The organism is Sphingopyxis sp. LARHCG72, from assembly GCF_052871675.1.
The window spans coordinates 24,144-48,568 of sequence record NZ_JBIXJU010000003.1 but is presented as its reverse complement, the minus strand read 5'-3'; the positions used below and the strand labels follow the sequence as shown (position 1 = coordinate 48,568).

Here is a 24,425-nt window from a genome sequence, read left to right as displayed (position 1 = left end):
CGTTCCGGTTACTTTGCGGCGCGCGACTTGTCGCGGGCGGCGCGAAATTCGTCGCCCTCGACCCAGTTCGGCCACGCATCGGTCATCGCGAGCATGCGGCCCGCGGCGTAATAGAGGCGCAGGTCGGACATCATGCCGCCCCAGTTGGTGATCGCCTCATATTCGTCGCCGGGCGCGTGATAGCGGTTCTTTTCATAGTCTTCCGCGGCCTTCTTTCCGGCTTCGACGCCGCCCTCGACCAGGTCGTCGCCGCTGCCGAAGTTGAACATCGGTACGCCGAGCTTGGCGAAGCTGAAGTGATCCGAACGATAGTAGAAACCCTTCTCGGGGGTCGGCTCGTCCTTGATTACGCGCTTTTCCATCTGGGCGAGCTTCGCGACATAGGCGTCGAGTTCGGACTTGCCGCGGCCGACGACGACGATGTCCTTCGCCGGGCCGATTGCGTTCAGCGCGTCCATGTTCACCCCGCCGACCGTCTGCGCGAGCGGGAAGACCGGGTTTTCGGCGTAATATTTCGAACCGAGTAGGCCCGATTCCTCGGCGGTGACGGCGAGGAAGACGATGCTGCGGTCAGGGGCGCCCGCCTTGTGGAAGGCCTGCGCCAGCGTCACGAGACCCGCGATGCCGCTCGCATTGTCGACCGCACCGTTGCAGATGTCGTCGCCCGCAACGGGGGTGCAGCGGCCGAGGTGATCCCAGTGGCCGGTGTAGAGCACATATTCGTCGGGGCGCTTGGCGCCCGGCAGCACACCGATGACGTTGCGCGACATCTTCTTCGAGATTTCATTGTCGAAGCCAAAATTCGCCTTCACGCCCGTCAGCGCGACGGGCTTGAAGCCCTTCTTTTTCGCGGCATCGCGGAGCTTGTCGAAATCCTGCCCGGCGCTGGCGAAGAGTTCCTTTGCCTTGGGAAGCTGGATCCAGCCGTTGGCGACGGTTTCCTTTGCGCCGCCATCCTTGGTTTCGGCGAGGTAATTGGTGCCGGTGTTGCTCGATTCGACGACGTTCCAGCCATAGGCGGCGGGTTCGGTGTCGTGGACGATCAGCACGGCGGCTGCGCCCTGGCGTGCGGCTTCCTCATATTTATACGACCAGCGGCCATAATAGGTCATCGCGCGGCCGTTGAATTCGCCCTTGGCTTCCTTGGTCTGCCAGTCGGGGTCGTTGACGAGGACGACGACGGTCTTCCCCTTCACATCGAGCCCGGCGTAGTCGTTCCAGCCCTTTTCGGGCGCGTTGATGCCGTAGCCGACGAAGACGACGTCGCTGTCCTTGACCTCGGTCTTCGGCTGGACGCGATAGCTGAACGCGACATAGTCCTTCGCATATTGCGCGGTGACCGGCGTCTTGCCGCCGGTGAAGGTGAGCGGCGTCGCATTTTTCGCGGTGATTTCGACCAGCGGCACGTCCTGCGTCCACTTGCCGTTGTTGCCGGGCTTCAGCCCCGCTTCCTCGTACTTCTTGATGATATAGGCGACGGTCTTTTCTTCGCCCGGGGTGCCGGGCGCGCGACCCTCATAAGAGTCCGACGACAGTTCCTTCGTGACTTCCTGAAGCGTCGCGAGCGACAGTTCGGGGATCTGGACGTCGGGAATGGCGGTCGCGGACGTCGCGGCCTTGTCGGACGTGTTGCACGCGGCAACGGTCAAAAGGACCGCAAGGGCTGCGGATGTGCGGGGGAAACGAAGCATGGAAAATCCTCGGAAAGTTTCAATTGCGACGAGCGGGCTTGTGCCAGCCGCGACGCGCCGATGCAAGAAGGGCGGCCCTTTCGGACCGCCCTTCTGAAATCGTTTCGGTGGAAACCGGATCAGCGCGAATAGAATTCGACGACCAGGTTCGGTTCCATCTTCACCGGATAGGGGACTTCGTCGAGCGTGGGCACGCGGACGTAGGTCGTCTTGGTGCCGTCGACCGCCAGATATTCGGGCAGGTCGCGCTCGGGCAGGCTCTGCGCTTCGGCGACCAGCGCCATTTCCTGCGCCTTCTTGCCGAGGGTGATTTCGTCGCCCGGCTTCACGAGGCGGCTCGCGACGTTGCACTTCACGCCGTTCACATAGACGTGGCCGTGGCTGACGAGCTGGCGTGCCGAGAAGATCGTCGGGGTGAACTTCGAGCGGTAGACGACGGCGTCGAGGCGGCGCTCGAGCAGGCCGATCAGGTTCTGGCCGGTGTCACCCTTCATGCGCGACGCTTCGAAATAGTTCTTCTTGAACTGCTTTTCGGTGATGTCGCCGTAATAGCCCTTCAGCTTCTGCTTCGCGCGGAGCTGGATGCCGAAGTCCGACATCTTGCCCTTGCGGCGCTGGCCGTGCTGGCCGGGGCCGTACTCGCGACGGTTGACCGGGCTCTTCGGGCGACCCCAGATGTTTTCACCCATCCGGCGGTCGAGTTTATACTTGGCGCTCTGGCGCTTCGACATATGTCGTCTCCAATATGCTGTGTGCCGAAGGATTTCGGCTTGTTCCCGGGTCGCACCATATGGAGATTTCCATATGCGACCGCCGCTTCACCGGGGTGCGGGGTCCATTGCGAAGGCGCGCGGTTAGACGGCGAGGGGCGCAAAGTCAAGCGCCCAAGCCCCGGCTCGACAGAATGGAAAAAGCCGCTAAAGGCTGCGCGCATGACCGCTGTCAAAATCCCCGAACAATGCCAGACGATGACCGAGGTGCGTGCCGGGGTCGACCAGGTCGACCGCGAACTCGTCGCGCTGCTCGTCCGCCGTTTCGGCTACATGGATGCCGCCGCGCGGATCAAGACCGACCGCGGCACCGTCCGCGACGAGGCGCGCAAGGCGGAGGTGCTCGACAATGTCGCGCGAGAGGCAGCGGCGGCGGGATTGGACCCGCAGCGGCTGCGCGCGGTGTGGGACGTTCTGGTCGAAGAGTCGATCGCCCATGAATATGGGCAATGGGACCGAAGCCGGGGGTTTTAGTTTACCGGAGCGTCAGCCTGCGTTTCCACCGGTCTTCGCCCTGACATCGTCCTTCATACTCCGGTTCATTGCGTCCCATTCTTCCTGGGTCTTGCAGATGCGCGATTTCAACCGGCTGCCCGTTGTCCCGTCGGCGCGGCAGATTTTCTTGGGTTTTTCGGGCTTCGCCGCCACCGGCGTGGTCGGTGTCGCCACGACAGAATCGGCCGGTGCAGCCGAAAGGGCAAGCGATAGAATGAGGGTCAGCATAGGATTCTCCGGAGGGGAAACCCGTGTTATCGCGATCGGGCTGTTCTGCCAAGCGCGGTAACGATACCGTGCATCATGCGGATGTCGTTGTGCGACCAGCCCGTCTTGGTGAGCGCCGTGCGCAAGGTGCGCAGCGTCGCGTCGCGGCGGTCGGCGGGGAAGAAATAGCCTGCGCTATCGAGATCGCGGACGAAATGCTGGATCAATTCCTCCATCTCGGCATGCGGCGCGGGCGGGGCGAGCGGCACGTCGGGCGGGCTCGCGAGTGCGACCCCCTTCGACCATTCATAGGCGAGCAGGATCACCGCCTGCGCGAGGTTCAGCGAGCCGAATCCGGGGTTGATCGGTACCGTGACGATCTTGTGGGCAACCGCGACATCGTCGGTCTCGAGGCCCGAGCGTTCGGGGCCGAAGATATAGGCCGACCGTCCCGCGCTGGCGTGCACTTCGCGCGCCGCGGCTTCGGGGGTCAGCACGGGCTTTGACACCCCGCGCTTGCGCACCGTGGTGGCATAGATCGTCGTGCAATCGGCGACGGCGTCGGCGAGGCTGTCGAAGACCTGCGCCTCGGCGAGCACGATATCGGCGCCCGAAGCCGCCGGACCCGCGTCGGGATTGGGCCAGCCGTCGCGCGGGGCGACGAGGCGCAGCTCGGTCAGCCCGAAATTGAGCATCGCGCGCGCCGCCTTGCCGATATTCTCACCAAGCTGCGGACGGACGAGGACGATGACAGGAGGCGGAGCGGCCGCGGTCATTTGATCGGCCGTGCCGCCTCGGTGATGGAGGAGGCGAACTCCTCGAAATCCTTGGCTTCGGTAAATTCGCGATAGACGCTGGCGAAGCGGATATAGGCGACATTGTCGAAGCCCTTCAGCGCTTCCATCACCATCGCGCCGATCTGCTGCGCCTTGACCTCATTCTCGCCGGAGGTTTCGAGCTGGCGCTGGATACCCGACACCAGCCGCTCGATGCGTGCGCCGTCGATCGGCCGCTTGCGACACGCGATCTGGATGCTGCGCATCAGTTTTTCGCGGTCGAAGGGCTCGCGCCCGCCGTCGGCCTTGAGCACGCCGACTTCGCGAAGCTGGATCCGTTCGAACGTCGTGAAGCGCGCGCCGCAATCCTCGCACTGCCGCCGGCGGCGAATCGCCGCGCCGTCCTCGGTCGGACGGCTGTCCTTCACCTGGCTGTCTTCATGGCCGCAGTACGGACAACGCATGGGTCAGCGTTTCACCCGCGAATAGAGCGCGATCGCGGCGCCCGCGAGCAGTCCGACCGGCCACGAGACGACGGGCAGCACGGCACCGACGACGGCGCCGACCGCGCCGCCGGTCAGCACCGGGCGCGTTGAGGGATGGGCGAGCCCTTGCTTGCCCATCGCCTTGACCTCTTCGATCGTCACCTCGACCAGCGTCGGTTCCTCGGGATGTTGGCGCGCCATCGTCTTCAGCCTTGATAGATGGGGAAGCGTTCGCACAGCGCGCGAACGCGGCCGCGAACGTCGGCTTCGACGTCGGCGTCGCCATGCTCACCCTTGTCGCGCAGCGCTTCGAGCACGTCGGCGACCATATCGCCGATTTCCTCGAACTCGGCAATGCCGAAGCCGCGCGTCGTGCCTGCGGGCGAGCCGACGCGGATGCCGCTGGTCTTCACCGGCGGCAGCGGGTCGAAGGGGACGCCGTTCTTGTTGCAGGTGATCGCGCTGCGTTCGAGCGCCTCGTCGGCGTCGCGGCCGGTGATGCCCAGCGGACGCAGGTCGATCAGCGCGAGGTGCGTGTCGGTGCCGCCCGCGACGACATCGGCGCCGCGCGCCTTGAGGCGGTTTGCGAGTGCCTGTGCGTTGGCGATCGTCGCCTTCGCATAGTCCTTGAACTCGGGACGCAGCGCCTCGCCGAAGGCCACGGCTTTTGCGGCAATCACGTGCATCAGCGGGCCGCCTTGAAGGCCGGGGAAGACCGCCGAATTGATGCGCTTGGCGATCGCTTCGTCATTGGTCAGGATCATGCCGCCGCGCGGACCGCGCAGCGTCTTGTGCGTCGTCGTGGTGACGACATGCGCATGTTCCATCGGCGACGGGTGCGCGCCGCCGGCGACGAGGCCGGCAAAGTGGGCCATGTCGACCATCAGCAGCGCGCCGACATCGTCGGCGATCTTGCGGAAGCGCGCGAAGTCGAGCGTGCGCGGATAGGCCGAGCCGCCCGCGATGATCAGCGTCGGGCGATGTTCTTTCGCCAGCGCCTCGACCTGGTCGAAATCGACGAGATGGTCGTCGGGGCGCACGCCGTACTGCACCGCATTATACCATTTGCCCGACATCGCCGGCGCCGCGCCGTGGGTCAGGTGGCCGCCGGCATCGAGGCTCATGCCCATGATCGTCGCGCCGGGCTTGGTCAGCGCGAGCATGACCGCACCGTTCGCCTGCGCGCCCGAGTGCGGCTGGACATTGGCATAGCCGCAATCGAAAAGCTGCTTCGCGCGGTCGATGGCGAGCGTCTCGACCTCGTCCGACGGGGCGCAGCCTTGGTAATAGCGGCGGCCGGGATAGCCTTCGGCATATTTGTTGGTGAAGACCGAACCCTGCGCCTCGAGCACCGCCTTCGAGACGATATTCTCCGATGCGATCAGTTCGATCTGGTAGCGTTCGCGTTCCAGCTCATGCTTCATCGCCGCGGCAACGGCGGGGTCGACCGTGTCGACGCCGTCGGTAAAATAGCCGGCCGATTTGATGGGCTTGTCGAGCGTGTCTGTGGTCATCGGCTGGTCTCCAGTTGGGGCGGGTTGGAAAGCTTGTCGACGCGGCGCGCGTGGCGGTCGCCGGCGAATTCGGTGGTGAGAAAGGCGTCGAGGCACGCCTTGGCCATGTCGATGCCGGTCAGGCGCGCGCCCATCGCGATGACGTTCGCGTCATTATGCTCGCGCGACAGCTTCGCCGACAGCGGTTCGGATACCAGCGCGCAGCGCGCGGCGGGGTTGCGATTGACCGAAATCGAGATGCCGATCCCCGATCCGCAGAGCGCGACGCCGCGTGTCGCGCGGCCTTCGGCGATCGCTTCGGCGAGGCGGTAGCCATAATCGGGATAATCGACGCTGTCGGGGCCGTTGGTGCCGAGGTCCTCGACTTCGTGGCCGGCTTCGCGCAGCCAGTCGGCAAGCGCGGCTTTCAGCTCGTAAGCGGCGTGATCGGAGGCGATGGCGATGCGCATGGTGCGGCTCCCGCGGGGTCTAAGGGAATCGATGTCGGCCCTTTAGGCGAAGCCGCACGGATTGGCCATAAGCGAGGTGGCAAATTTGTGACGGCGCCGATAAAGCCGCCCCATGTCCGACACGATCATGTCCATCCTGATGCTCACCGGCGTGCTGCTGACCGGCGGCGCCGTCTATGTTTTTCGCAAGGGCGACCGCCGCCGCGCGCTGCTGATGCTCGTCGCGGCGCTGGTGATGTTCGCGAATGTCGCGATCTGGCTGGTGCCGGTGAAATAATCCTCCCCACCGCGCGGCGACGGGGAGGAGCGTTTCGTCAGCGGATCGGCGAATCGGGCGCGAGCCGCATATCCAGATAGTTATCGAGCGACTTCATCAACTGGTCGAGCTCATGCTCGAAGAAGTGGTTCGCGCGCGGAATCTCGTCGTGATGGATCGTGATGCCCTTTTGCGTGCGCAGCTTGTCGACCAGCTTCTGCACCGCGCTCGGCGGCACGATCTCGTCCTGGCCGCCCGCGACGATGATGCCCGACGAGGGGCAGGGCGCGAGGAAGCTGAAGTCGTACATGTTCGCCGGCGGCGCGACCGACAGGAAGCCGCGGATTTCGGGGCGGCGCATCAGAAGCTGCATGCCGATCCACGCGCCGAAGCTGAAGCCCGCGATCCACGTCGTCTGCGCCTCGGGATGGATCGACTGGACCCAGTCGAGCGCCGACGCGGCATCGCTGAGCTCGCCGATGCCGTTGTCGAACGTGCCCTGGCTGCGGCCGACGCCGCGGAAGTTGAAGCGGAGCACCGCGAAACCGCGCGCGACGAAGCTCTTGTACATCGCCTGCGTGATGCGGTCGTTCATCGTGCCGCCCCCCTGCGGGTGCGGGTGGAGGATCAGCGCGACCGGCGCGCGCGGACGCGGCGGGGGCGAGAAACGGCCTTCGATGCGGCCCTCGGGGCCGGGGAAAATAACGTCGGGCATGGGCGCACCTTCTATGTCTCGTGGGCTTGCCAGTGATTCGCCGAGGGGCGGGGTGGCGGAGCGAAGATGGCGCCTATATAGAAAATAGGTCTCAACATGCAACTTTTGCGAATCGTTCGCAACAAGGACACTCGCGCCGGATGATTTACCTCGATTACCAAGCCACTACGCCGCTCGCTCCCGAGGCGCGCGAAGCAATGCTGCGCTGGCTTGAGGGAGCCGGAGAGGGCGACGGTTACGCGAATCCGTCGAGCACGCACAAGGCCGGGCGCGCCGCCGCCGCCGCGGTCGAAGTCGCGCGCGACCAGGTCGCGGCACTGCTGCCGAAGGGCGGGCGCGTCTTCTTTACCTCGGGCGCGACCGAGGCGCTAAACTGGGCGCTGCTGCGCGGCGCCGAAGCGATGCCCGGCGGTGTCGCGGGGCTCAGCATCGAACATGCCGCGTCGCTGCAATGCCTCGAGCGACTGAACGCGACGATTTTGCCGGTCGATGGCGAGGGGGTCGCGTTACCGCCCGAAGCTACGCTGATACCCGAAGGCGGGATCGTCGCGACGATGCTGGTGAACAACGAGGTCGGGACGATCCAGCCCATCGCCGATTTCGCCGCGGCGGCGCATGCGAAGAACAGCCTGCTGCTGTGCGACGCCGTGCAGGGCTATGGCCGCGTCGCGATCCCCGACGGTGCCGACCTGATCGCGCTGTCGGCGCACAAGATCCACGGGCCGAAGGGGATCGGCGCACTGTGGGTGAAGGACGGGGTGGACCTCCCGCCGCTGATGTTCGGCGGGGCGCAGGAGCAGGGGATGCGCTCGGGCACCGTCTCGCCCGCGCTCTGCGCGGGTTTCGGCGCTGCGGCAGCACTCGCCGCCGAACGCTTCGACGCCGACGCGGAGCATGTCGAGCGGCTCTGGTCGCTCGCGCTCGACCTGCTCCCCGAATGGACGATCAACGGCGATGCGAACCGCCGTTATCACGGCAATCTCAACGTCCGGCGCGAGGGCGTGAACGGCCTGCGCCTGATGTCCGACGCGCGAGACGTCGCCTTTTCGCTCGGCAGCGCGTGCGGCAGCGGGTCGGGCAAGGTCAGCCATGTCCTTCGCGCGATGGGGGTGAGCGAAGCCGACGCGCGCGCCTCGATCCGCCTCGGCTGGGGACGCTACACCAGCGAACAGGAGCTCCGTGACGGGCTTCAGGCGATCAAAGATGCTGCGCGATTGCAGGGAGTGAACTGATGCGGGTGACTTTCGTCCAGGCCGACGGCAAGGAGCGCACCGAGGTCGAGGCCGAACCGGGCTCGATCCTGCTCGACGTCGCGCAGGCGCACCTGATGCCGCTCGAAGGCACATGCGAGGGCCAGATGGCGTGCTCGACCTGCCATGTCATCGTCGCCAAGGAGGATTTCGACCGCCTGCCGCCGGCAAGCGAGATGGAAGAGGATATGCTCGACCTTGCCGCGGGCGCGCGGCGGACGAGCCGGCTGTCGTGCCAGATCCTGCTGACCGCGGACCTCGACGGGCTGACCGTGCATATCCCGGCCGAGAGCCGCAACATGCAGGGGCCGCGCTGATGCGGATGCTGCTTGCGGCCGCGCTGCTCGCAACTTCGGCCTGCGCGACATCGCCGCGCGAGGCGACGGGCGATTCGGTGATCCTCGCGCAGGCGGTGACGGCGATCGAGCAGCGCAGCGGCGGCCGGCTCGGCGTTGCGGTCACCGATGCGCGCGGCGCTTTGCTGTTCGGCCACCGCGCCGACGAACGCTTCGCGATGTGCTCGACCTTCAAGCTGCTGCTCGCGGGACAGGTGCTCGCGCGCGCAGCCGACGGCGTGGCGCTGCGCACCCCGTTGCCGTTCACGCGCGCCGACCTCGTGACCTATTCGCCCGGTACCGAAAAGCTGCTCGGCGCGGACGGGCGCGGCGAACAGCGGCTTGGCTTTGCCGCACGCGACGCGGTGGTGCTGAGCGACAACACGGCTGCCAACCTGATCCTCGCGCATATCGGCGGTCCCGCGGCGTTCACCGCCGAAATGCACCGGCGCGGCGACCGGGTCACGCGGCTCGATCGCAACGAGCCGACACTCAACGAAAATGCGCCCGGCGACGTGCGCGACACGACGAGCCCGATGGCGATCGCGAAGAGCGCGGCAGGCTATATCTATGGCGACTGGCTGGCCGCCGCGCATCGCGCAACGCTTCGCGGCTGGATGATCGAGAGCGAAACCGGGCTCAAACGCATCCGTGGCGGGTTGCCGCAGGGCTGGGTCGCTGGCGACAAGACGGGAACATGCGGCACCGCCTATAACGACGTCGCGTTCGTCGAAGAGCCCGGCGGCGGAAAATATATGATCGCGGTCTATCTCGACCGACCCGCGGTCAAGGGCGATGACGCCAGCGCGGTGATTGCCGACGTCGCGCGGGCGGTGGTGCAGGGCCTGCCTTAGGCGCCCTTGCATTTCGGCTTCGTCCCCGCCATATGCGCCGCGGGAGTCGGGCGGACGCAGTCTTCGCCAACCCGGTCAGGTCCGGAAGGAAGCAGCCGCAACGAATTCGCTGCGGGTCGTTCCGGCTCCCACCCATTTCCCCCTTCGACAACGGCGCGAGTGCCCCCTAAGACGGGGCCATGAGCGATTCCGCCGACGACGAAACCCCGATGCTGGGAATGGACCTGCCCGAGACCGCGCCGCAGCCGTCATCCGGCCCGTACCGCGTCCTTGCCCGCAAATATCGCCCGCAAACCTTCGCCGAACTCATCGGTCAGGACGCGATGGTGCGCACACTCGGCAACGCGATTGCGCGCGACCGGCTGGCGCATGCGTTCCTGATGACGGGGGTGCGCGGGGTCGGCAAGACGTCGACCGCGCGCCTGATCGCGAAGGCGCTCAATTGCATCGGCCCCGACGGGCAGGGCGGGCCGACGATCGATCCGTGCGGGGTGTGCGAACCGTGCCGCGCGATCACCGAGGGGCGCCATATCGACGTGATCGAGATGGACGCCGCGTCGAATACCGGCGTTGACGATGTGCGCGAAATTATCGAGGCGGTGCGCTATGCCGCGGTCTCGGCGCGTTACAAGATCTACATCATCGACGAAGTGCACATGTTGTCGCGTAACGCCTTCAATGCACTGTTGAAAACGCTCGAAGAGCCGCCGCCGCACGTCAAATTCCTGTTCGCGACCACCGAAGTGAACAAGGTGCCGGTGACGGTGCTGTCGCGCTGCCAGCGCTTCGACCTGCGCCGCATCACCCCCGACATGCTGTTCGCGCATTTCAGCGCGATCCTGCAAAAGGAAGGCGTCGAGGCCGAGGCGCCGGCGATCTGGCTGATCGCCAATGCTGCCGAGGGTTCGGTGCGCGACGGGCTGTCGATCCTCGATCAGGCGATCGCCCACGCCGACCTCGATGGCGGCGGCCGGATCGGGGCCGACCAGGTCCGCGTGATGCTTGGCCTTTCGGACCGCACATCGATCGCGCAATTGATGGCCACGATCCTCGATGGCGATGCCGGCGCGGCGATCGACCTCGCCCGCGCCCAATATGCGCTCGGGATCGAACCCGTCGCGATGGTGCGTGGGCTGATGGACCTGACGCACGCGATCACCCTCGCCAAAGTGTCGCGCCACGACGACCCCGCGCTGGCCGACGCCGACCGCGAGCGCATCGGCGACTGGGCGCAAAAGCTGGGTTTCGCCCCGCTCAACCGGCTGTGGCAGTTGCTGCTCAAGGGGCACGACGAGGTGCTGCGCGCGAACAATCCGCTCGAACATCTCGAAATGCTGCTGTTGCGCGTGATTTATGCCGCGTCGATGCCCGACCCCGGCGAGCTTGCGAAGCTGCTCGAAAAGGGCGGGGTACCGACGATGCCGCTTGCGGCGCCGACAGCGCCCGCCGGACAGGAGAGCATGGCGGCCGTGCCGGTCGCCGCAGTCGAAGCACCGGCTGCGACCGGCGCCGAAACGCCCGCCTCGGCGTTGACGGTCGCGCAGATCCACCAGCTCCTCGAAAGCACAGGAAATCATCGGCTTGCAGTCGATGTCTACGATCATATGCGAATCCTCGATCTGGAGCCCGGCAACCTCGTTTTCGCGCCGGTCGCCGCGCTCGGTGCGTCGTTCGCGCGCGATCTGGGCGACGCGCTGCTCGCCGCGACCGGCAGCCGCTGGCAAGTGCGGGAGGGCGAGGGGGAAGGGCGGCCGAGCCTCGGCCAGATCCGCGCCGCGACGCTCGCCGACAATGACGCGCGGATCCGCGAACTGCCCGTTGTGAAGGCCGCCCTGGCGGCTTTTCCCGACGCAAGGCTTGTCGAGGACGACGACAATCGCCATAGGTCCAACCCATGAAATCGATCGAAGAAATGATGAAGGCGGCGCAGGAAGCCGCCGCCACCGTGCAGGCGCAGATGCAGGAGGCGCAGGCGAAGCTCGACAGCGTCGAGGTTGAGGGTGTGTCCGGGGGCGGGTTGGTAAAGATCACCGCGACCGCGAAAGGCCGGATCAAGGCGATCCACATCGACGACAGCCTGATGGTTCCCTCGGACAAGCAGATGCTCGAAGACCTGCTCGCCGCCGCGTTCAACGATGCGCGCGAAAAGGCCGACGCGGCGAGCAACGAGGAAATGGGCAAGATGACGAGCGGCCTGCCGCTCCCCCCGGGCTTCAAGCTGCCGTTCTGAGCCGGCCCAAGCCCGGCTCAGGCCCCGCTGTTCAGCACAGCGACATTGAATGCGTGCGAAGTTACGCCATATTAGCGAAGAACCACCTATAAGAAGGGCGGTGCGCCCGGTCGCGGGGCCCGTCCAGGAGCCGTAATGACGCAATCTTATCCCCTTCTTCCGCTGCGTGACATCGTCGTTTTCCCGCACATGATCGTGCCGCTGTTCGTCGGCCGCGACCGTTCGGTCGCCGCGCTCGAGACCGCGATGGAAAGCGACAAGGAAATCTTCCTCGTCGCGCAGCTCGACCCGGGCGAGGACGATCCGCAGCGCGACGATCTGTACGATGTTGGCGTGATCGCCACCGTGCTCCAGCTCCTGAAGCTGCCCGACGGCACTGTCCGCGTGCTCGTCGAGGGCAAGGAGCGCGCAAAGCTGCTCGCGCTCACCAATGAAGACAAGACGGTGATGGCGAGCGTGAAGCCGATCGGCGACACGGTCGACGACAGCGTCGATACCGCCGCGCTGATGCGCTCGGTCGTCGACCAGTTCGAAAATTACGCCAAGCTCAACAAGAAGATGCCCGCCGAAACCGCGGTTCAGCTGTCGCAGATCGAGGATGCCTCGCGCCTCGCCGACTCGGTCGCCGGCAATCTCAACATCAAGGTCTCCGACAAGCAGGCGCTGCTCGTCGAGGATGCGCCGTCGAAGCGGCTCGAAATGGTCTTTGCCTTCATGGAAGGCGAACTCGGCGTGCTGCAGGTCGAAAAGAAGATCCGCGGCCGCGTGAAGCGCCAGATGGAAAAGAGCCAGCGCGAATATTATCTCAACGAGCAGTTGAAGGCGATCCAGCGCGAGCTCGGCAACGACAATGGCGAGGGCGGCGATGACCTCGCCGAGTTGCAGCTCAAGATCGACAGCCTCAAAATGTCGAAGGAAGCCAAGGCGAAGGCGAACGCCGAGCTCAAGAAGCTGCGCGCGATGGCGCCGATGTCGGCCGAGGCGACTGTTGTCCGCAACTATCTCGACACGCTGATCGGCCTGCCGTGGGGCAAGAAGTCGAAGCTCAAGAAGGACATCGCCAAAGCACAAGCCGTCCTCGACGACGACCATTATGCGCTCGAAAAGGTCAAGGACCGGATCGTCGAATATCTCGCGGTGCAGGCGCGCACGAACAAGCTGAAGGGGCCGATCCTGTGCCTCGTCGGCCCTCCGGGCGTCGGCAAGACCTCGCTCGGCCGTTCGATCGCGAAGGCGACGGGGCGCGAGTTCGTGCGCCAGTCGCTGGGCGGCGTGCGCGACGAGGCTGAAATCCGCGGCCACCGCCGTACGTACATCGGCTCGCTGCCGGGCAAGATCGTGACCAACCTCAAAAAGGCCGGCACGATGAACCCGCTGTTCCTGCTCGACGAGATCGACAAGCTCGGCCAGGATTTCCGCGGCGATCCAGCGTCGGCGCTGCTCGAGGTGCTCGACCCCGAACAGAATGGCAAGTTCCAGGACCATTATCTGGAGGTCGACGTCGACCTCAGCGACGTGATGTTCGTGACCACCGCGAACTCGCTGAACCTGCCGCAGCCTTTGCTCGACCGCATGGAGATCATCCGGCTCGAAGGCTATACCGAGGACGAGAAGGTCGAAATCGCCAAGCTGCACCTGATCGCGAAGCAGGTCGAAGCGCACGGATTGAAGGCCGGCGAGTTCGAGCTGACCGAGGAAGGCCTGCGCGACCTCATCCGCTATTACACCCGCGAAGCCGGAGTCCGCACGCTCGAGCGCGAGATTGCGCGTCTGGCGCGCAAGGCGCTGCGCCGCATCCTCGAGGGTAAGGCGGAAAGCGTCACCGTGACGCCCGAGAATCTCTCCGAATTCGCGGGCGTGCGCAAGTTCCGCCACGGGATGGGCGACCTCGAAGACCAGGTCGGCGCCGTCACCGGGCTCGCGTGGACCGAGGTCGGCGGCGAATTGCTGACGATCGAGGCGGTCACCGCGTCGGGCAAGGGGCAGGTCCGCACCACAGGCAAGCTCGGCGAAGTGATGACCGAGTCGGTGCAGGCGGCTCTGTCGTTCGTGAAGGCGCGCGCCCCCGCTTATGGCATCAAGCCCAGCCTGTTCGCGCGCAAGGACATCCATATCCACCTGCCCGAAGGCGCGGTGCCGAAGGATGGCCCGTCGGCGGGCGTCGGCATGGTCACCGCGATGATTTCGACGCTGACCGGGATCGCGGTGCGCCGCGATGTCGCGATGACCGGCGAAGTCACGCTGCGCGGGCGCGTTCTCGCGATCGGCGGCCTCAAGGAAAAGCTGCTCGCGGCGCTGCGTGGCGGCATCAAGACCGTGCTGATCCCGGAAGAAAACGAGAAGGACCTCGTTGAAATTCCGGCGAATATCACGAGCGGGCTGAAGATCATCCCGGTCAGCCACGTCGACCAGGTGCTCGCCGAAGCGCTGGTCTCGCCGGTCGTCCCGATCGAATGGACCGAGGCCGACGAACTCGCCGCATCGCCGCCGATCGCGGCCGGAAGCGACCCCGAAACGACGATTCGCCACTGAGTCGGACCCGCTCCACGGCAATTCGCCCCAAATTCGTCGCAAAATCGACGTTTTGGGGCGTTTTTCTCCCTTTTTTGCTTTGACAAGCCGGGGCGAAACATCGTTAGTGGCGCGCCATGGCTTCGGGCCATGAGAATCATTAAACCAACCACATTGCAGGGGTTCCTTAGGCATGAACAAACAAGACCTGATCGCCGCCGTCGCTGACTCGAGCGGCCTGACCAAGGGTGATGCGAGCAAGGCGGTTGAAGCCGTGTTCGACGCGATCACCGGTTCGCTGAAGAAGGGCGGCGAAGTCCGTCTCGTCGGCTTCGGCACCTTCGCGGTCAGCAAGCGCAAGGCATCGACCGGCCGCAACCCGCGCACCGGCGAAACGATGACCATCGCGGCGTCGAACCAGCCGAAGTTCAAGGCCGGCAAGGCCCTCAAGGACGCCGTCAACTAAGTTCGACGGCACCTTTTGGTGAAAAACATCTCGGGCCGCGGTGAAAGCCGCGGCCCGATTTGTTTAAGCCGGTCATTTCGATGAAATGTCCGTTGCAATCACCGTCGCAACGGCTATGGACGTCCGGCTTTCGGACGCCGGGCTTCGGCCCGTACCGGAACGGGCGCGTAGCTCAGCGGTAGAGCACACCCTTCACACGGGTGGGGTCACAGGTTCAATCCCTGTCGCGCCCACCATCCGCCGGCCGGTCGACGGTCAATATGCGGGTGGATTGACCGGATTCAGGATGCGCCACGGCTCCTGCCGGTACCATTTCGTGATGATATGCTTGATCCCGCGTTTCACCGGCATGCCGGCGTGCAGCGTGTTGAGGTTCGGACGCCCGTTGGCATCCATATTGTTCCACAGGATCAGCGTCCCCGCCTGTTGGCGCAGCGCGATGCCCAGCCGCGGGAAATCGGTCTCGCCGCCCTCTCCGGGTTCGGTCAGCGACACCATCGCGGTCCAGGTCCGCTGCCCGCCGCGCTCGGCCTCATATTGCCAATAGCCTTCACCCGTCGGGAAGAAGTCGTAGTGATGGCGATATTGCTGGCCCACCTGGTACCGCTGACCTTGCATCGCCTCCGAATAGTCGTTGTCGATCCCGATCAGCTCGGAAATATAGGCTTCGACATCGACCGTCAGCGGATCGTCGCGGTCGAAATGATGCGTAAAGCTGGTGCGCATGCCCGGCCGGTCGGCACCGCGGTATAGGGTCGAGGGGACGGCGCGGCTGTTGATGACCTGCGCGATCGCCTTGCAGTCGCGGCGGGTCAGGAAGCCGGGGACGACGAACATGTCGGCGCCCGGCACGTCGACGCGGTCGACGCCGGGCATCGCGGAAAGCCGCTGGCGCACCATCATCCCGACATAGGCGAGCGTTTTCGGGTCGCAATATCGGTCGAGCGGCCCTCCGGCTGCGTCTTTCAGTTCTTCGTCGCTCATCGCCCGCCGCGATAGCATATCGCGATTAAAATTGGATGCATCGCGCTCGCCAGGCGTTATGGGCAAAGGCGGGGGCTGGATAAACAAAGGTTGACCCGGCTATTCATCGGCTATTCAATGCGCAGGGCCTATCGTTCGACCATGATCCGCACGACCATCTTTGCTTTGACCGCCGCGCTGCTCGTCGCCGCGCCTGCGGCCGCCCGCGGCGACCGCGACCAGGACAATCTCCGCGAAGCCGCCGCGCAGGGGCAGGTGATCCCGCTCAACCGGCTGGTCGCCGACATCCGCTCGCGTCCCCCGTACAGCGAGATGACCTATCTCGGCGGGCCGCAGTTCGACGCGGGCCGGATGATCTATGCGCTGAAATTCATGGACGGCAACCAGGTGGTCGTCGTCTATGTCGACGCCCGCACCGGCCGGATCGTCGGACGCAAACCCTGACATTCCCGTGAACCGGACTTTCGTCGCAACGAGATTTTGCGATGATCGTCCGGACTTGATACACAGTCGAAACATGCGGCCGGCCCTGTCCGGCGCGCAACGGAAAGGCGCCTGAATGCGGATTTTGATTGTCGAAGACGAACCCACGCTGGGACCGCAGCTCAAGGCGACGCTGGAGGGGGCGGGCTATGCCGTCGACCTCGCGACCGACGGCGAGGACGGCCATTTCCTCGGCTCGACCGAAAATTACGACGCCGCGATCCTCGACCTCGGCCTGCCCGAAATCGACGGGCTGACGGTGCTCGACCGCTGGCGCCGCGAAAAGCGCAATTTCCCGGTGCTCGTCCTGACCGCGCGCGACAGCTGGTCCGACAAGGTGGCGGGGCTCGATGCCGGCGCCGACGATTATCTTGCTAAGCCGTTCCAGACCGAAGAGCTTATCGCGCGCCTCCGCGCGCTGATCCGCCGCGCGGCGGGCAATGCGTCGAGTGAGCTGACGGCGGGGCCGGTGCGGCTCGACACGCGGTCGGGTCGCGTCACGCTCGCCGGCGAGCCGGTCAAGCTGACCGCACAGGAATATAAATTGCTGTCGTATCTGCTCCATCACAAGGGCAAGGTCGTGTCGCGTACCGAGCTGATCGAGCATATCTACGATCAGGATTTCGACCGCGATTCGAACACGATTGAGGTGTTCGTGACGCGCATCCGCAAGAAGCTCGGCGCAGACATCATCACCACCATCCGCGGTCTCGGCTACCAGCTCGACGATCCGCAGGGCTAGGGGCCAGCTCGGCATGGCCGAAGCGGATATCCCACCCGTTGACGGAACCGGCGCGGACGACGCGATCAAGCCCGCGGCGCTGACGAGCCGTATCACGGGCTCGCTCGCGCGGCGCATGATCGCGATCGCGGCGCTGTGGATTTCGGTTCTGCTGATCGGCGGCGGCTTCGCGCTCGACCGGGTGCTGACCGGGGCGATCACGCGCAATTTCGATTCGAGCCTCGAATATGTGCTGATCGCGATGATCCGTTCGTCCGAAATCGGTCCCGACGGCGAGGTGCGGCTGGTCGAGCCGCTCGGCGATCAGCGCTTCCTCGAGCCTTACAGCGGGCTTTACTGGCAGATCAGCGGCGGCAATCAGGAGCCCTATCGGTCGCGATCGCTTTGGGAACGCTCGTTGAAGGCGCCGGTGCCGCATATCGACAACCAGATCCACACCTATGACAGCAACCAGTTCCCCGACGAGGAACTGCGCATCCTCGAACGCAATGTTATCCTGCCGGGAAGCAAGACCAACTGGCGGTACCAGATCGCGCAGTCGCGCGAAGCGCTCGATGCACAGGTCGGCGCGGTGCGGCAGACGCTGATCCCCAGCCTCGCGCTGCTCGGCCTCGGCCTCATCATCCTCGCCGCGCTCCAGACCTTCTATGGCCTGTGGCCGCTGCGCCATATCCGGCGGGCGATCGCGGCGATGCGCGGCGGGCAGCACCGCCGTGTCACCGCGCCGCTGCCGCTCGAGGTGCAGCCGATGGTCGACGAACTCAACGCGCTGCTCGCGCATAACGAGAAACAGGCCGAAGAGGCGCGGCTGCACGCGGGCAACCTCGCGCATGCGCTCAAGACCCCGCTCACCGTGCTCGTCAACAGCGCGACCAGCTCGACATCGGAGCTGGCCGAAACGGTGCGGCGCGAGGCGGCGACGATGCAGCGGCAGGTCGATCACCATCTGGCGCGCGCGCGCGCGGTCGGGCGGCGCGGTGCGGCACAGGCGCGCGCCGTGGTGTGGGACAGCGTGAGCAGCGTGTCGCGCGCAGTCGCGGCGCTCTATCCCGATGCGCGGCTCGACGCCGCGGGCGACAAGGAACTGGTCGTGCGCGTCGAGCGGCAGGACCTCGACGAACTGGTCGGAAACCTGCTCGAAAACGCCGCCAAATATGGCGGCGGCAGCGTCTTCGTGACGATCCAGCGCGACGGCGCGATGGCGGAGATCCTGATCGAGGACGATGGAGCAGGCATTTCGCCCGCCGACCGCGACCGCGTCATCGATCGCGGCGTGCGCCTCGACAGCGGCAAGCCCGGTACCGGGCTGGGGCTCGCGATTGTTCGCGACGTCGCCGAAATCTATGGCGGCAGCATCGCGCTCGAAGAGAGCGAGGATCTGGGCGGATTGCTCGTGCGGCTCAGGTTGCCGGCTGGCTAAGCCGGAAGACCGTTATCGGTGGGACGCGGCGGTTCGCGAGCCTTCTTTCGTCATCCCGGACCTGATCCGGGATCCATAGCCGCACTGTCGTCGTGGACCCCGGATCAAGTCCGGCGTGACGATGATGGATAGGGGTGCAACTGGTCGAACATTGCCCATCGCTCTTACGCCGCCGTCACTTCCAGCCCGCGCTGCACAGCCGGTCGCGCCAGCCCGGCATCGAGCCAGCGCTGGACATGGGCAAAGCGGTCGAAGCCGACGATCTCGCGCGCGTCGTAAAAACCGATCAGGTTGCGCACCCAGCCGAGAAGCGAAATGTCGGCGATGCTGTAATCTTCGCCCATCACCCATTCGCGTTCCGCCAGCCGCGCATCGAGCACGCCGAGCAGGCGTGCGGACTCCGCCGCGTAGCGGTCGCGCGGGCGCTTGTCCTCATAGTCGCGGCCAGCGAATTTGTGGAAGAAGCCGAGCTGGCCGAACATCGGGCCGACGCCGCCCATCTGCCACATCACCCACTGGATCGTCTCGTAACGCGCGTTCGGATCGGAGGGCAGGAACTGGCCGCTCTTGTCGGCGAGATAGATCAGGATCGCGCCCGATTCGAACAAGGCGAGCGGTTTGCCGTTCGGCCCTTCCGGATCGTAGATCGCCGGAATCTTGCCATTGGGGTTGAGCGCGAGGAAGGCGGGGTCATGGCTTTCGTTCGCCATGATGTCGATCCGGTGCGCTTCATAGGGAAGGCCGGTTTCCTCGAGCATGATCCCGACCTTCACGCCGTTGGGCGTCGGGGCGGAGAAAAGCTGGAGGCGGTCCGGGTGCTGCGCGGGCCAGCGCGCGAAAATGGGGTGGGCCGCGGTCATGCGCCCTGCTCGCGCTTCGCTTGCTGGTGGTGGCGGATCACCTCGTTGATGATGAAGCGCAGGAATTTCTCGGTGAAATCGGGGTCGAGGTCGGCGTCGCGGGCGAGTTCGCGCAGCCGTTCGATCTGCCATTCCTCGCGGCCCGGATCGGCGGGGGGCAGGCCTTCGCGCGCCTTGAGCTCGCCGACCGCCTTGGTCACCTTGAACCGTTCGGCGAGCATATAGACGAGCGCCGCGTCGATATTGTCGATGCTCTGGCGAAAGCGGCTCAGTTGGTCGTCCATGGGTGCGCGGCTCCTCTTGTGCCCGGCACGCTTGGCACCGGGCGGGGCCTCAAAGCAAGCCGAAAGTCGTTGCAAAATCGTGGGCACGGCGCCAAGGCTCGCCGCATTATGACTGCGGAAATTCATCAGCTCCACGGCGACCGGCCGCCCTCGCTCGACCCGATGATGGCGCTCGTCGCCGCCGACATGAACGAGGTGAATGCGGTCATCCTCGACCGGATGCAGTCCGAAGTGCCGCTGATCCCCGAGCTCGCCGGCCACCTGATCGCGGGCGGGGGCAAGCGGATGCGCCCGATGCTGACGCTCGCGTGCGGCAAGCTGCTCGATTATCCGGGCCGCCGCCATTGCAAGCTCGCCGCCGCGGTCGAGTTCATCCACACCGCGACCTTGCTCCACGACGATGTCGTCGACAAATCGGACCTGCGCCGCGGCCGCAAGACCGCGAACATCATCTGGGGTAACAGCGCCTCGGTGCTCGTCGGCGATTTCCTGTTCAGCCGCGCGTTCGAGGTGATGGTCGAGGACGGCTCGCTCAAGGTGCTCAAGATCCTGTCGCGCGCTTCGGCGGTGATCGCGGAGGGTGAGGTCAACCAGCTCTCCGCGCAGCGCCGGATCGAGACGAGCGAGGACCAGTATCTCGCGATCATCAACGCCAAGACCGCCGAGCTGTTCGCCGCGGCGTGCAAGATCGCCGCGGTCGTCGCCGAGCGCGACGACGCGACCGAAGCCGCGCTCGACGCTTATGGCCGCAACCTCGGCATCGCGTTCCAGCTCGTCGACGACGCGATCGACTATGTCTCGGACGCCGAAACGATGGGCAAGGGCGTCGGCGACGATTTCCGCGACGGCAAGGTCACGCTGCCCGTCATCCTCGCCTATGCGCGCGGCAGTTCCGAAGAACGCGACTTCTGGAAGCAGGCGATCGTCGGGCACCGCACGTCGGACGAGGATCTCGCCTATGCGACCTCGCTGCTCCACAAGCATGACACGATCGCCGACACGCTGGCGCGCGCGCGCCACTATGGCCAGCGCGCGGTCGACGCGATCGGCGGATTTCGCGCGAGCCAGGCAAAGTCGGCATTGACCGAAGCGGTCGCCTTTGCGGTCGCGCGCGCCTATTGAGGGGAACGGGCCATGGCGATGATGGGTCCGGCCGCCGAGAGCCCTGACGCCTATATCGCCGCGCTTTCGGGCTGGCAGCGCGAACGCTGCGAGATGATGCGCGCCGCGATCCTGGCGGCCGCACGCTTCGACGAGACGATCAAATGGACCAACCTCGTCTTCATGGCGAACGGTCCGTGCATCCTGATCCGCGCCGAAGAGCATCGCGTGCTGCTCGGCTTCTGGCGCGGCAAAAGGCTGCGCGAGGTCGACCCGCGCATCAAGGCGAGCGGCAAATATGAACTCGGCAATCTGGTCATGACCGAGGCGACCGAAGTGACGGCCGGCGAGGTGTCGCGCCTGGCCGCCGAAGCCTTTCGCCTCAACATCGAACTGGGCAATCCCGCGGCGCGGACATGATGCAGCCGCTGCCGATCGATGCCGTGCTGCCCGATATCATGGCGGCGCTGCTGCTGAAGCCCAACGCCGTGGTCGTCGCGCCGCCGGGCGCGGGCAAGACGACACGCGTCGCGCCCGAAATATTGAAACAGCCATGGTGCAAGGGCGCGGTGTGGCTGCTTTCGCCCCGCCGCCTCGCTGCACGCGGCGCAGCCGAGCGGGTCGCCGAGGAAATGGGCGAGGCGGTCGGCGGCACGGTCGGCTATGCGACGCGCCTCGACAGCAGGCAGTCGGCGGCGACGCGGCTGCTGGTGATGACCCCCGGCCTGTTCCGCAACCGCATCCTCGCCGACCCCGAACTGTCGGGCGTGTCGGCGGTGCTGTTCGACGAAGTCCACGAACGTAGCCTCGACGGCGATTTTGCGCTCGCGCTAGCGATCGACGCGCAGCAGGGCCTCCGCGACGACCTCCGCCTCGTCGCGATGTCGGCGACGCTCGACGGCGCGCGCTTCGGGGCGTTGCTCGGCGACGCGCCCGTCGTAAAAAGCGAGGGCAAGATCTGGCCGCTCGATTTGCGCCATATCGGGCGCCGCGCCGAGGACCGGCTCGAAGCGTCGGTGCTGGGCGCGGTGCGGCAGACACTGACCGACGAGCCCGAGGGCGACATGCTCGCCTTCCTGCCCGGCGCCGCCGACATCGAACGCGCCGCGACCGCGGTCGAGGATTCGCGCCTGCCGCTCGCGGTCCACCGGCTGCACGGCCAGATCGATCCGGCGCTGCAGCGCAAGGCGCTCGTCCGCGACCCCGACGGGCGGCGCAAACTCATCCTCGCGACGAGCATCGCCGAGACCAGCCTGACGATCGACGGCGTGCGCATCGTCATCGACGCCGGGCTGTCGCGCCGCCCGCGTTTCGACAAGGCGGCGGGGATCGCCCGCCTCGTCACCGAACGCGCGAGCCAGGCGTCGGCGACGCAGCGCGCGGGGCGCGCGGCGCGGCAGGGACCAGGGGTCGCCTATCGATTGTGGGAAGCCGCGGCGACTGCGGGCATGCCGCCCTTCGATCCGCCCGAAATTCACGAGAATGACCTGATGCCCGTCGTGCTCGACTGTGCGAGCTGGGGCATCATCGACCCGCGCCAATTGGGCTGGCTCGACCCGCCGTCGCCCGCGGCGATTGCGGAAGCGAAGACGCGATTGCAGGCGATCGGCGCGCTCGCCGACGATGGCCGCATCACCGCGCACGGCAAGGCGCTTGCGGCGATCCCGTTGCCGGTGCCGCTTGCGCATATGCTGCTCGACGCAGCGCGCGCGGGGGAGGCAGAGATGGCGGGGCGGCTCGCGGTCTTGCTTACCGAACCCGGCCTCGGCGGGCGCGGCGTCGATGTCGAGGCGCGGCTGGGACGCTGGCGCGGGCAGAAGGGCGACCGGTCCGAAGGCGCGGGACGCCTCGCGCGGCGGCTCGCGACGATCGGCGAAAGACTGGCGGCGGGGGTGGGTGACCTTGCACCGCGCTCGATCGGCGGCTGGATCGCGACTGCCTGGCCCGACCGTGTCGCCCGCCAGCGCGCCGGACAGCGCGGCGAATATCTGAGCGTCGGCGGCCGCGCCTATCGCATCGACCCGGTCGATCCGCTCGCGAACAGCGAATGGCTCGCGATCGCCGATGCACAGGGCCACGCCGCGGGGGTGCGCATCCTCGCCGCGGCGCCGATCGCGCAGGCCGAGATCGAGGCGCTGTTCGAAGGGCGCGTCGTCCAGCATTCGGCGAGCCGTTACGACAGCGCGAACGACCGTGTCGACCATCGCCGCGAACGGCGGCTCGGCGCGATCGCGCTGGCGAGCGGGCAGGCGGGACGCGGCGACAACGCCGGGGATGACGTTTCGGTGCGGATGGCCGCGGTACGCGACAAGGGACTGGGGTTGATCGGCTGGGGGCCTGCGTCGCAGGCGCTGCGCCAGCGCGCGTCCTTCGCCGGTATCGACACGTTGTCGACCGGCGCGCTCGCCGACAGTCTCGAAATCTGGCTCGAGCCATTGCTCCCCGCGTGCCGCGGCCTCCGCGACATCGGCGATCGCAGGCTGGCCGACGCGCTCACGGGGCTGCTCGACTGGCCGGCGCGGCAGCTGCTCGAAAAACATGCGCCCGCGGATTATACGACGCCCGTCGGCAGCCGCCATGCCATCGACTATGGCGCCGACGGCGGGCCGACGGTCAGCGTGCGCGTGCAGGAATTGTTCGGACTCGCACGCCATCCGACGATCGGCGATCCGCCGGTACCGCTGGTGCTCGCGTTGACCTCTCCCGCGCACCGGCCGATCCAGACGACGCGCGACCTCGCGTCCTTCTGGGGCGGAAGCTGGCACGACGTCGCGCGTGAGATGCGCGGGCGCTATCCCAAGCACAACTGGCCCGTCGATCCGGCGAAGGCCCGCCCAAGCTTGATGACCAAAGCGGCACAAGCGCGGCGCGATGCGCAATAGCCCTCTTTCCGCACGCGTCGCTTGGCGCTAAGGCGGCGGCACAGGCCCCGGTTACACAGGACGACCCCGATGAAAGCGCGTATTTTCCAGAAGCCCAAGAATGCCATGCAGTCGGGGCGTGCCGGGACGCAGCGCTGGGTGCTGGAGTTCGCCCCCGCCGAGGCGCGCAAGGCCGATCCGCTGATGGGCTGGGCGGGCAGCGGCGACACGCAGCGCCAGCTTCGCCTCGGCTTTGCGAGCCGCGAAGAAGCGGTCGCCTATGCGGAGCGCGAAGGGATCGACGTGGAGATCACGCCGACGCCGGTGCGTACCCTGAAGATCCAGGCCTACGCCGACAATTTCCGCTGATAAAAAGACGGCCCCGAAGGGCCGTCGAATTCGGATTATTCCGCGTCGGGCTGCAACAGCTTGTGCAGGTGGACGACGACATATTTCATTTCGGCGTCGTCGACGGTGCGCTGCGCAGCGCTGCGCCACGCCTTTTCGGCCGCCTTATAGTCGGGGAACAGGCCGACGACGTCGAGATTGTGCAGGTCGACGAAGTCGAGACCCTGCGGATCGGCGACGCGTCCGCCGAACACGAGATGCAATTTGCTCATGGCTGCTTTCCTTGCGGGCTAGCACTGGGGAGGGGAGAAGCCGCGCCCCCTACCAGCGCTTGGCCC

29 protein-coding genes, 1 tRNA gene and 1 other RNA gene are annotated in these 24,425 nt (G+C 66.2%); 18 read left to right on the top strand and 13 right to left on the bottom strand.

Features of this window, described 5'->3' with window-relative positions:
- Positions 1-8: 8 nt before the first annotated feature.
- Both ACIPPQ_RS07865 and rpsD read right to left on the bottom strand, forming a co-directional pair.
- On the bottom strand, positions 9-1,691 hold the full coding sequence (locus ACIPPQ_RS07865) for a M28 family metallopeptidase (protein ID WP_446543576.1): 1,683 nt from the start codon (positions 1,689-1,691) through the stop codon (positions 9-11).
- Positions 1,692-1,810: 119 nt separating this feature from the next.
- Positions 1,811-2,422: a 30S ribosomal protein S4 gene (rpsD, locus tag ACIPPQ_RS07860; RefSeq protein ID WP_058803739.1), complete on the bottom strand. Its 612-nt coding sequence runs from the start codon at positions 2,420-2,422 to the stop codon at positions 1,811-1,813.
- 201 nt (positions 2,423-2,623) lie between these two features.
- Between rpsD and ACIPPQ_RS07855 the strand changes: the two genes are divergently transcribed.
- Positions 2,624-2,935, top strand: coding sequence for a chorismate mutase (locus tag ACIPPQ_RS07855; RefSeq protein WP_446543575.1), 312 nt, complete (start codon positions 2,624-2,626; stop codon positions 2,933-2,935).
- Between the two features lie 12 nt (positions 2,936-2,947).
- On the opposite strand, the gene ACIPPQ_RS07850 is transcribed toward ACIPPQ_RS07855, so the two are convergent.
- Genes ACIPPQ_RS07850 through rpiB form a run of 6 tightly spaced genes read right to left on the bottom strand, consistent with a single transcriptional unit; the run spans position 2,948 to position 6,387 of the window.
- Positions 2,948-3,184: a hypothetical protein gene (locus ACIPPQ_RS07850; protein WP_446543574.1), complete on the bottom strand. Its 237-nt coding sequence runs from the start codon at positions 3,182-3,184 to the stop codon at positions 2,948-2,950.
- A 26-nt stretch (positions 3,185-3,210) separates the two neighbouring features.
- Positions 3,211-3,939, bottom strand: a complete 729-nt coding sequence (locus ACIPPQ_RS07845; RefSeq protein ID WP_446543573.1) for an RNA methyltransferase — start codon at positions 3,937-3,939, stop codon at positions 3,211-3,213.
- Positions 3,936-4,403 carry a transcriptional regulator NrdR gene (nrdR, locus tag ACIPPQ_RS07840; RefSeq protein WP_327450345.1) on the bottom strand — a complete coding sequence of 156 codons (468 nt, stop codon included), beginning with the start codon at positions 4,401-4,403 and terminating at the stop codon, positions 3,936-3,938. The genes ACIPPQ_RS07845 and nrdR overlap by 4 nt, the downstream gene beginning before the upstream one ends.
- 3 nt (positions 4,404-4,406) lie before the next feature.
- Positions 4,407-4,625 carry a hypothetical protein gene (locus ACIPPQ_RS07835; protein ID WP_327450343.1) on the bottom strand — a complete coding sequence of 73 codons (219 nt, stop codon included), beginning with the start codon at positions 4,623-4,625 and terminating at the stop codon, positions 4,407-4,409.
- A 5-nt stretch (positions 4,626-4,630) separates the two neighbouring features.
- A complete protein-coding gene (glyA, locus tag ACIPPQ_RS07830; RefSeq protein WP_327450341.1) occupies positions 4,631-5,938 on the bottom strand; it encodes a serine hydroxymethyltransferase in 1,308 nt (435 codons plus the stop codon).
- Positions 5,935-6,387, bottom strand: a complete 453-nt coding sequence (gene rpiB / locus ACIPPQ_RS07825) for a ribose 5-phosphate isomerase B (RefSeq protein ID WP_327450339.1) — start codon at positions 6,385-6,387, stop codon at positions 5,935-5,937. Before rpiB ends, glyA begins: the two co-directional genes overlap by 4 nt.
- A 112-nt stretch (positions 6,388-6,499) precedes the next feature.
- Here rpiB and ACIPPQ_RS07820 point away from each other — a divergent pair, with 112 nt between their 5' ends.
- The gene (locus ACIPPQ_RS07820; protein ID WP_446543572.1) at positions 6,500-6,664 is read left to right on the top strand and encodes a hypothetical protein; all 165 of its coding nucleotides are present in this window, start codon (positions 6,500-6,502) and stop codon (positions 6,662-6,664) included.
- 37 nt (positions 6,665-6,701) lie between these two features.
- Here ACIPPQ_RS07820 and ACIPPQ_RS07815 read toward each other — a convergent pair whose 3' ends face one another.
- On the bottom strand, positions 6,702-7,358 hold the full coding sequence (locus ACIPPQ_RS07815) for an alpha/beta hydrolase (RefSeq protein WP_037510410.1): 657 nt from the start codon (positions 7,356-7,358) through the stop codon (positions 6,702-6,704).
- A 140-nt stretch (positions 7,359-7,498) separates the two neighbouring features.
- Here ACIPPQ_RS07815 and ACIPPQ_RS07810 point away from each other — a divergent pair, with 140 nt between their 5' ends.
- From ACIPPQ_RS07810 to ACIPPQ_RS07770, 9 genes are all read left to right on the top strand, one after another.
- A complete protein-coding gene (locus tag ACIPPQ_RS07810) occupies positions 7,499-8,590 on the top strand; it encodes a cysteine desulfurase family protein (protein ID WP_446543571.1) in 1,092 nt (363 codons plus the stop codon).
- The gene (locus ACIPPQ_RS07805) at positions 8,587-8,925 is read left to right on the top strand and encodes a 2Fe-2S iron-sulfur cluster-binding protein (RefSeq protein ID WP_446543973.1); all 339 of its coding nucleotides are present in this window, start codon (positions 8,587-8,589) and stop codon (positions 8,923-8,925) included. The genes ACIPPQ_RS07810 and ACIPPQ_RS07805 overlap by 4 nt, the downstream gene beginning before the upstream one ends.
- A complete protein-coding gene (bla, locus tag ACIPPQ_RS07800) occupies positions 8,925-9,797 on the top strand; it encodes a class A beta-lactamase (RefSeq protein ID WP_446543570.1) in 873 nt (290 codons plus the stop codon). The genes ACIPPQ_RS07805 and bla overlap by 1 nt, the downstream gene beginning before the upstream one ends.
- Positions 9,798-9,835: 38 nt before the next feature.
- An RNA gene (gene ffs / locus ACIPPQ_RS07795) (signal recognition particle sRNA small type) lies at positions 9,836-9,933 on the top strand.
- A 43-nt stretch (positions 9,934-9,976) separates the two neighbouring features.
- Positions 9,977-11,695, top strand: a complete 1,719-nt coding sequence (locus ACIPPQ_RS07790; protein WP_446543569.1) for a DNA polymerase III subunit gamma/tau — start codon at positions 9,977-9,979, stop codon at positions 11,693-11,695.
- Entirely contained in the window at positions 11,692-12,027 is a 336-nt protein-coding gene (locus tag ACIPPQ_RS07785) for a YbaB/EbfC family nucleoid-associated protein (protein WP_062181825.1), read from the top strand. The genes ACIPPQ_RS07790 and ACIPPQ_RS07785 overlap by 4 nt, the downstream gene beginning before the upstream one ends.
- 135 nt (positions 12,028-12,162) lie before the next feature.
- Positions 12,163-14,559, top strand: a complete 2,397-nt coding sequence (gene lon / locus ACIPPQ_RS07780) for an endopeptidase La (RefSeq protein WP_446543568.1) — start codon at positions 12,163-12,165, stop codon at positions 14,557-14,559.
- A gap of 172 nt (positions 14,560-14,731) precedes the next feature.
- Complete coding sequence (locus tag ACIPPQ_RS07775; protein ID WP_037510426.1) at positions 14,732-15,004, top strand: HU family DNA-binding protein; 273 nt, start codon at positions 14,732-14,734, stop codon at positions 15,002-15,004.
- A gap of 161 nt (positions 15,005-15,165) precedes the next feature.
- Positions 15,166-15,240: transfer RNA gene (locus ACIPPQ_RS07770), tRNA-Val, on the top strand.
- Positions 15,241-15,259: 19 nt separating this feature from the next.
- On the opposite strand, the gene ACIPPQ_RS07765 is transcribed toward ACIPPQ_RS07770, so the two are convergent.
- A complete protein-coding gene (locus tag ACIPPQ_RS07765; RefSeq protein ID WP_446543567.1) occupies positions 15,260-15,988 on the bottom strand; it encodes a prolyl hydroxylase family protein in 729 nt (242 codons plus the stop codon).
- 90 nt (positions 15,989-16,078) lie between these two features.
- On the opposite strand from ACIPPQ_RS07765, the gene ACIPPQ_RS07760 reads away from it, so the two are divergent.
- From ACIPPQ_RS07760 to ACIPPQ_RS07750, 3 genes are all read left to right on the top strand, one after another.
- Positions 16,079-16,432: a PepSY domain-containing protein gene (locus tag ACIPPQ_RS07760; RefSeq protein WP_446543566.1), complete on the top strand. Its 354-nt coding sequence runs from the start codon at positions 16,079-16,081 to the stop codon at positions 16,430-16,432.
- A 115-nt stretch (positions 16,433-16,547) separates the two neighbouring features.
- Positions 16,548-17,213 (top strand): response regulator transcription factor, encoded by a 666-nt coding sequence (locus tag ACIPPQ_RS07755; protein WP_327450321.1) that lies wholly within the window; start codon positions 16,548-16,550, stop codon positions 17,211-17,213.
- A 115-nt stretch (positions 17,214-17,328) separates the two neighbouring features.
- Positions 17,329-18,633 (top strand): sensor histidine kinase, encoded by a 1,305-nt coding sequence (locus ACIPPQ_RS07750; RefSeq protein ID WP_446543972.1) that lies wholly within the window; start codon positions 17,329-17,331, stop codon positions 18,631-18,633.
- A 164-nt stretch (positions 18,634-18,797) separates the two neighbouring features.
- Here the strand turns inward: ACIPPQ_RS07750 and ACIPPQ_RS07745 are convergent, their stop codons facing one another.
- Together ACIPPQ_RS07745 and ACIPPQ_RS07740 are read right to left on the bottom strand one after the other, a co-directional pair.
- A complete protein-coding gene (locus ACIPPQ_RS07745) occupies positions 18,798-19,493 on the bottom strand; it encodes a glutathione S-transferase N-terminal domain-containing protein (protein WP_446543565.1) in 696 nt (231 codons plus the stop codon).
- Positions 19,490-19,777: a chorismate mutase gene (locus tag ACIPPQ_RS07740; RefSeq protein ID WP_446543564.1), complete on the bottom strand. Its 288-nt coding sequence runs from the start codon at positions 19,775-19,777 to the stop codon at positions 19,490-19,492. Before ACIPPQ_RS07740 ends, ACIPPQ_RS07745 begins: the two co-directional genes overlap by 4 nt.
- Before the next feature lie 108 nt (positions 19,778-19,885).
- Here ACIPPQ_RS07740 and ACIPPQ_RS07735 point away from each other — a divergent pair, with 108 nt between their 5' ends.
- The 4 genes from ACIPPQ_RS07735 (at position 19,886) to ACIPPQ_RS07720 (ending at position 24,108) form a co-directional block, all read left to right on the top strand.
- Positions 19,886-20,899 carry a polyprenyl synthetase family protein gene (locus ACIPPQ_RS07735; protein ID WP_446543563.1) on the top strand — a complete coding sequence of 338 codons (1,014 nt, stop codon included), beginning with the start codon at positions 19,886-19,888 and terminating at the stop codon, positions 20,897-20,899.
- A gap of 12 nt (positions 20,900-20,911) precedes the next feature.
- On the top strand, positions 20,912-21,298 hold the full coding sequence (locus ACIPPQ_RS07730; RefSeq protein WP_446543562.1) for a DUF1801 domain-containing protein: 387 nt from the start codon (positions 20,912-20,914) through the stop codon (positions 21,296-21,298).
- On the top strand, positions 21,298-23,760 hold the full coding sequence (gene hrpB, locus ACIPPQ_RS07725) for an ATP-dependent helicase HrpB (protein WP_446543971.1): 2,463 nt from the start codon (positions 21,298-21,300) through the stop codon (positions 23,758-23,760). The genes ACIPPQ_RS07730 and hrpB overlap by 1 nt, the downstream gene beginning before the upstream one ends.
- 69 nt (positions 23,761-23,829) lie before the next feature.
- Positions 23,830-24,108: an ETC complex I subunit gene (locus tag ACIPPQ_RS07720; protein ID WP_446543561.1), complete on the top strand. Its 279-nt coding sequence runs from the start codon at positions 23,830-23,832 to the stop codon at positions 24,106-24,108.
- A gap of 35 nt (positions 24,109-24,143) precedes the next feature.
- On the opposite strand, the gene ACIPPQ_RS07715 is transcribed toward ACIPPQ_RS07720, so the two are convergent.
- Positions 24,144-24,359, bottom strand: a complete 216-nt coding sequence (locus ACIPPQ_RS07715) for a DUF4170 domain-containing protein (RefSeq protein ID WP_327450305.1) — start codon at positions 24,357-24,359, stop codon at positions 24,144-24,146.
- Between the last annotated feature and the right edge of the window lie 66 nt (positions 24,360-24,425).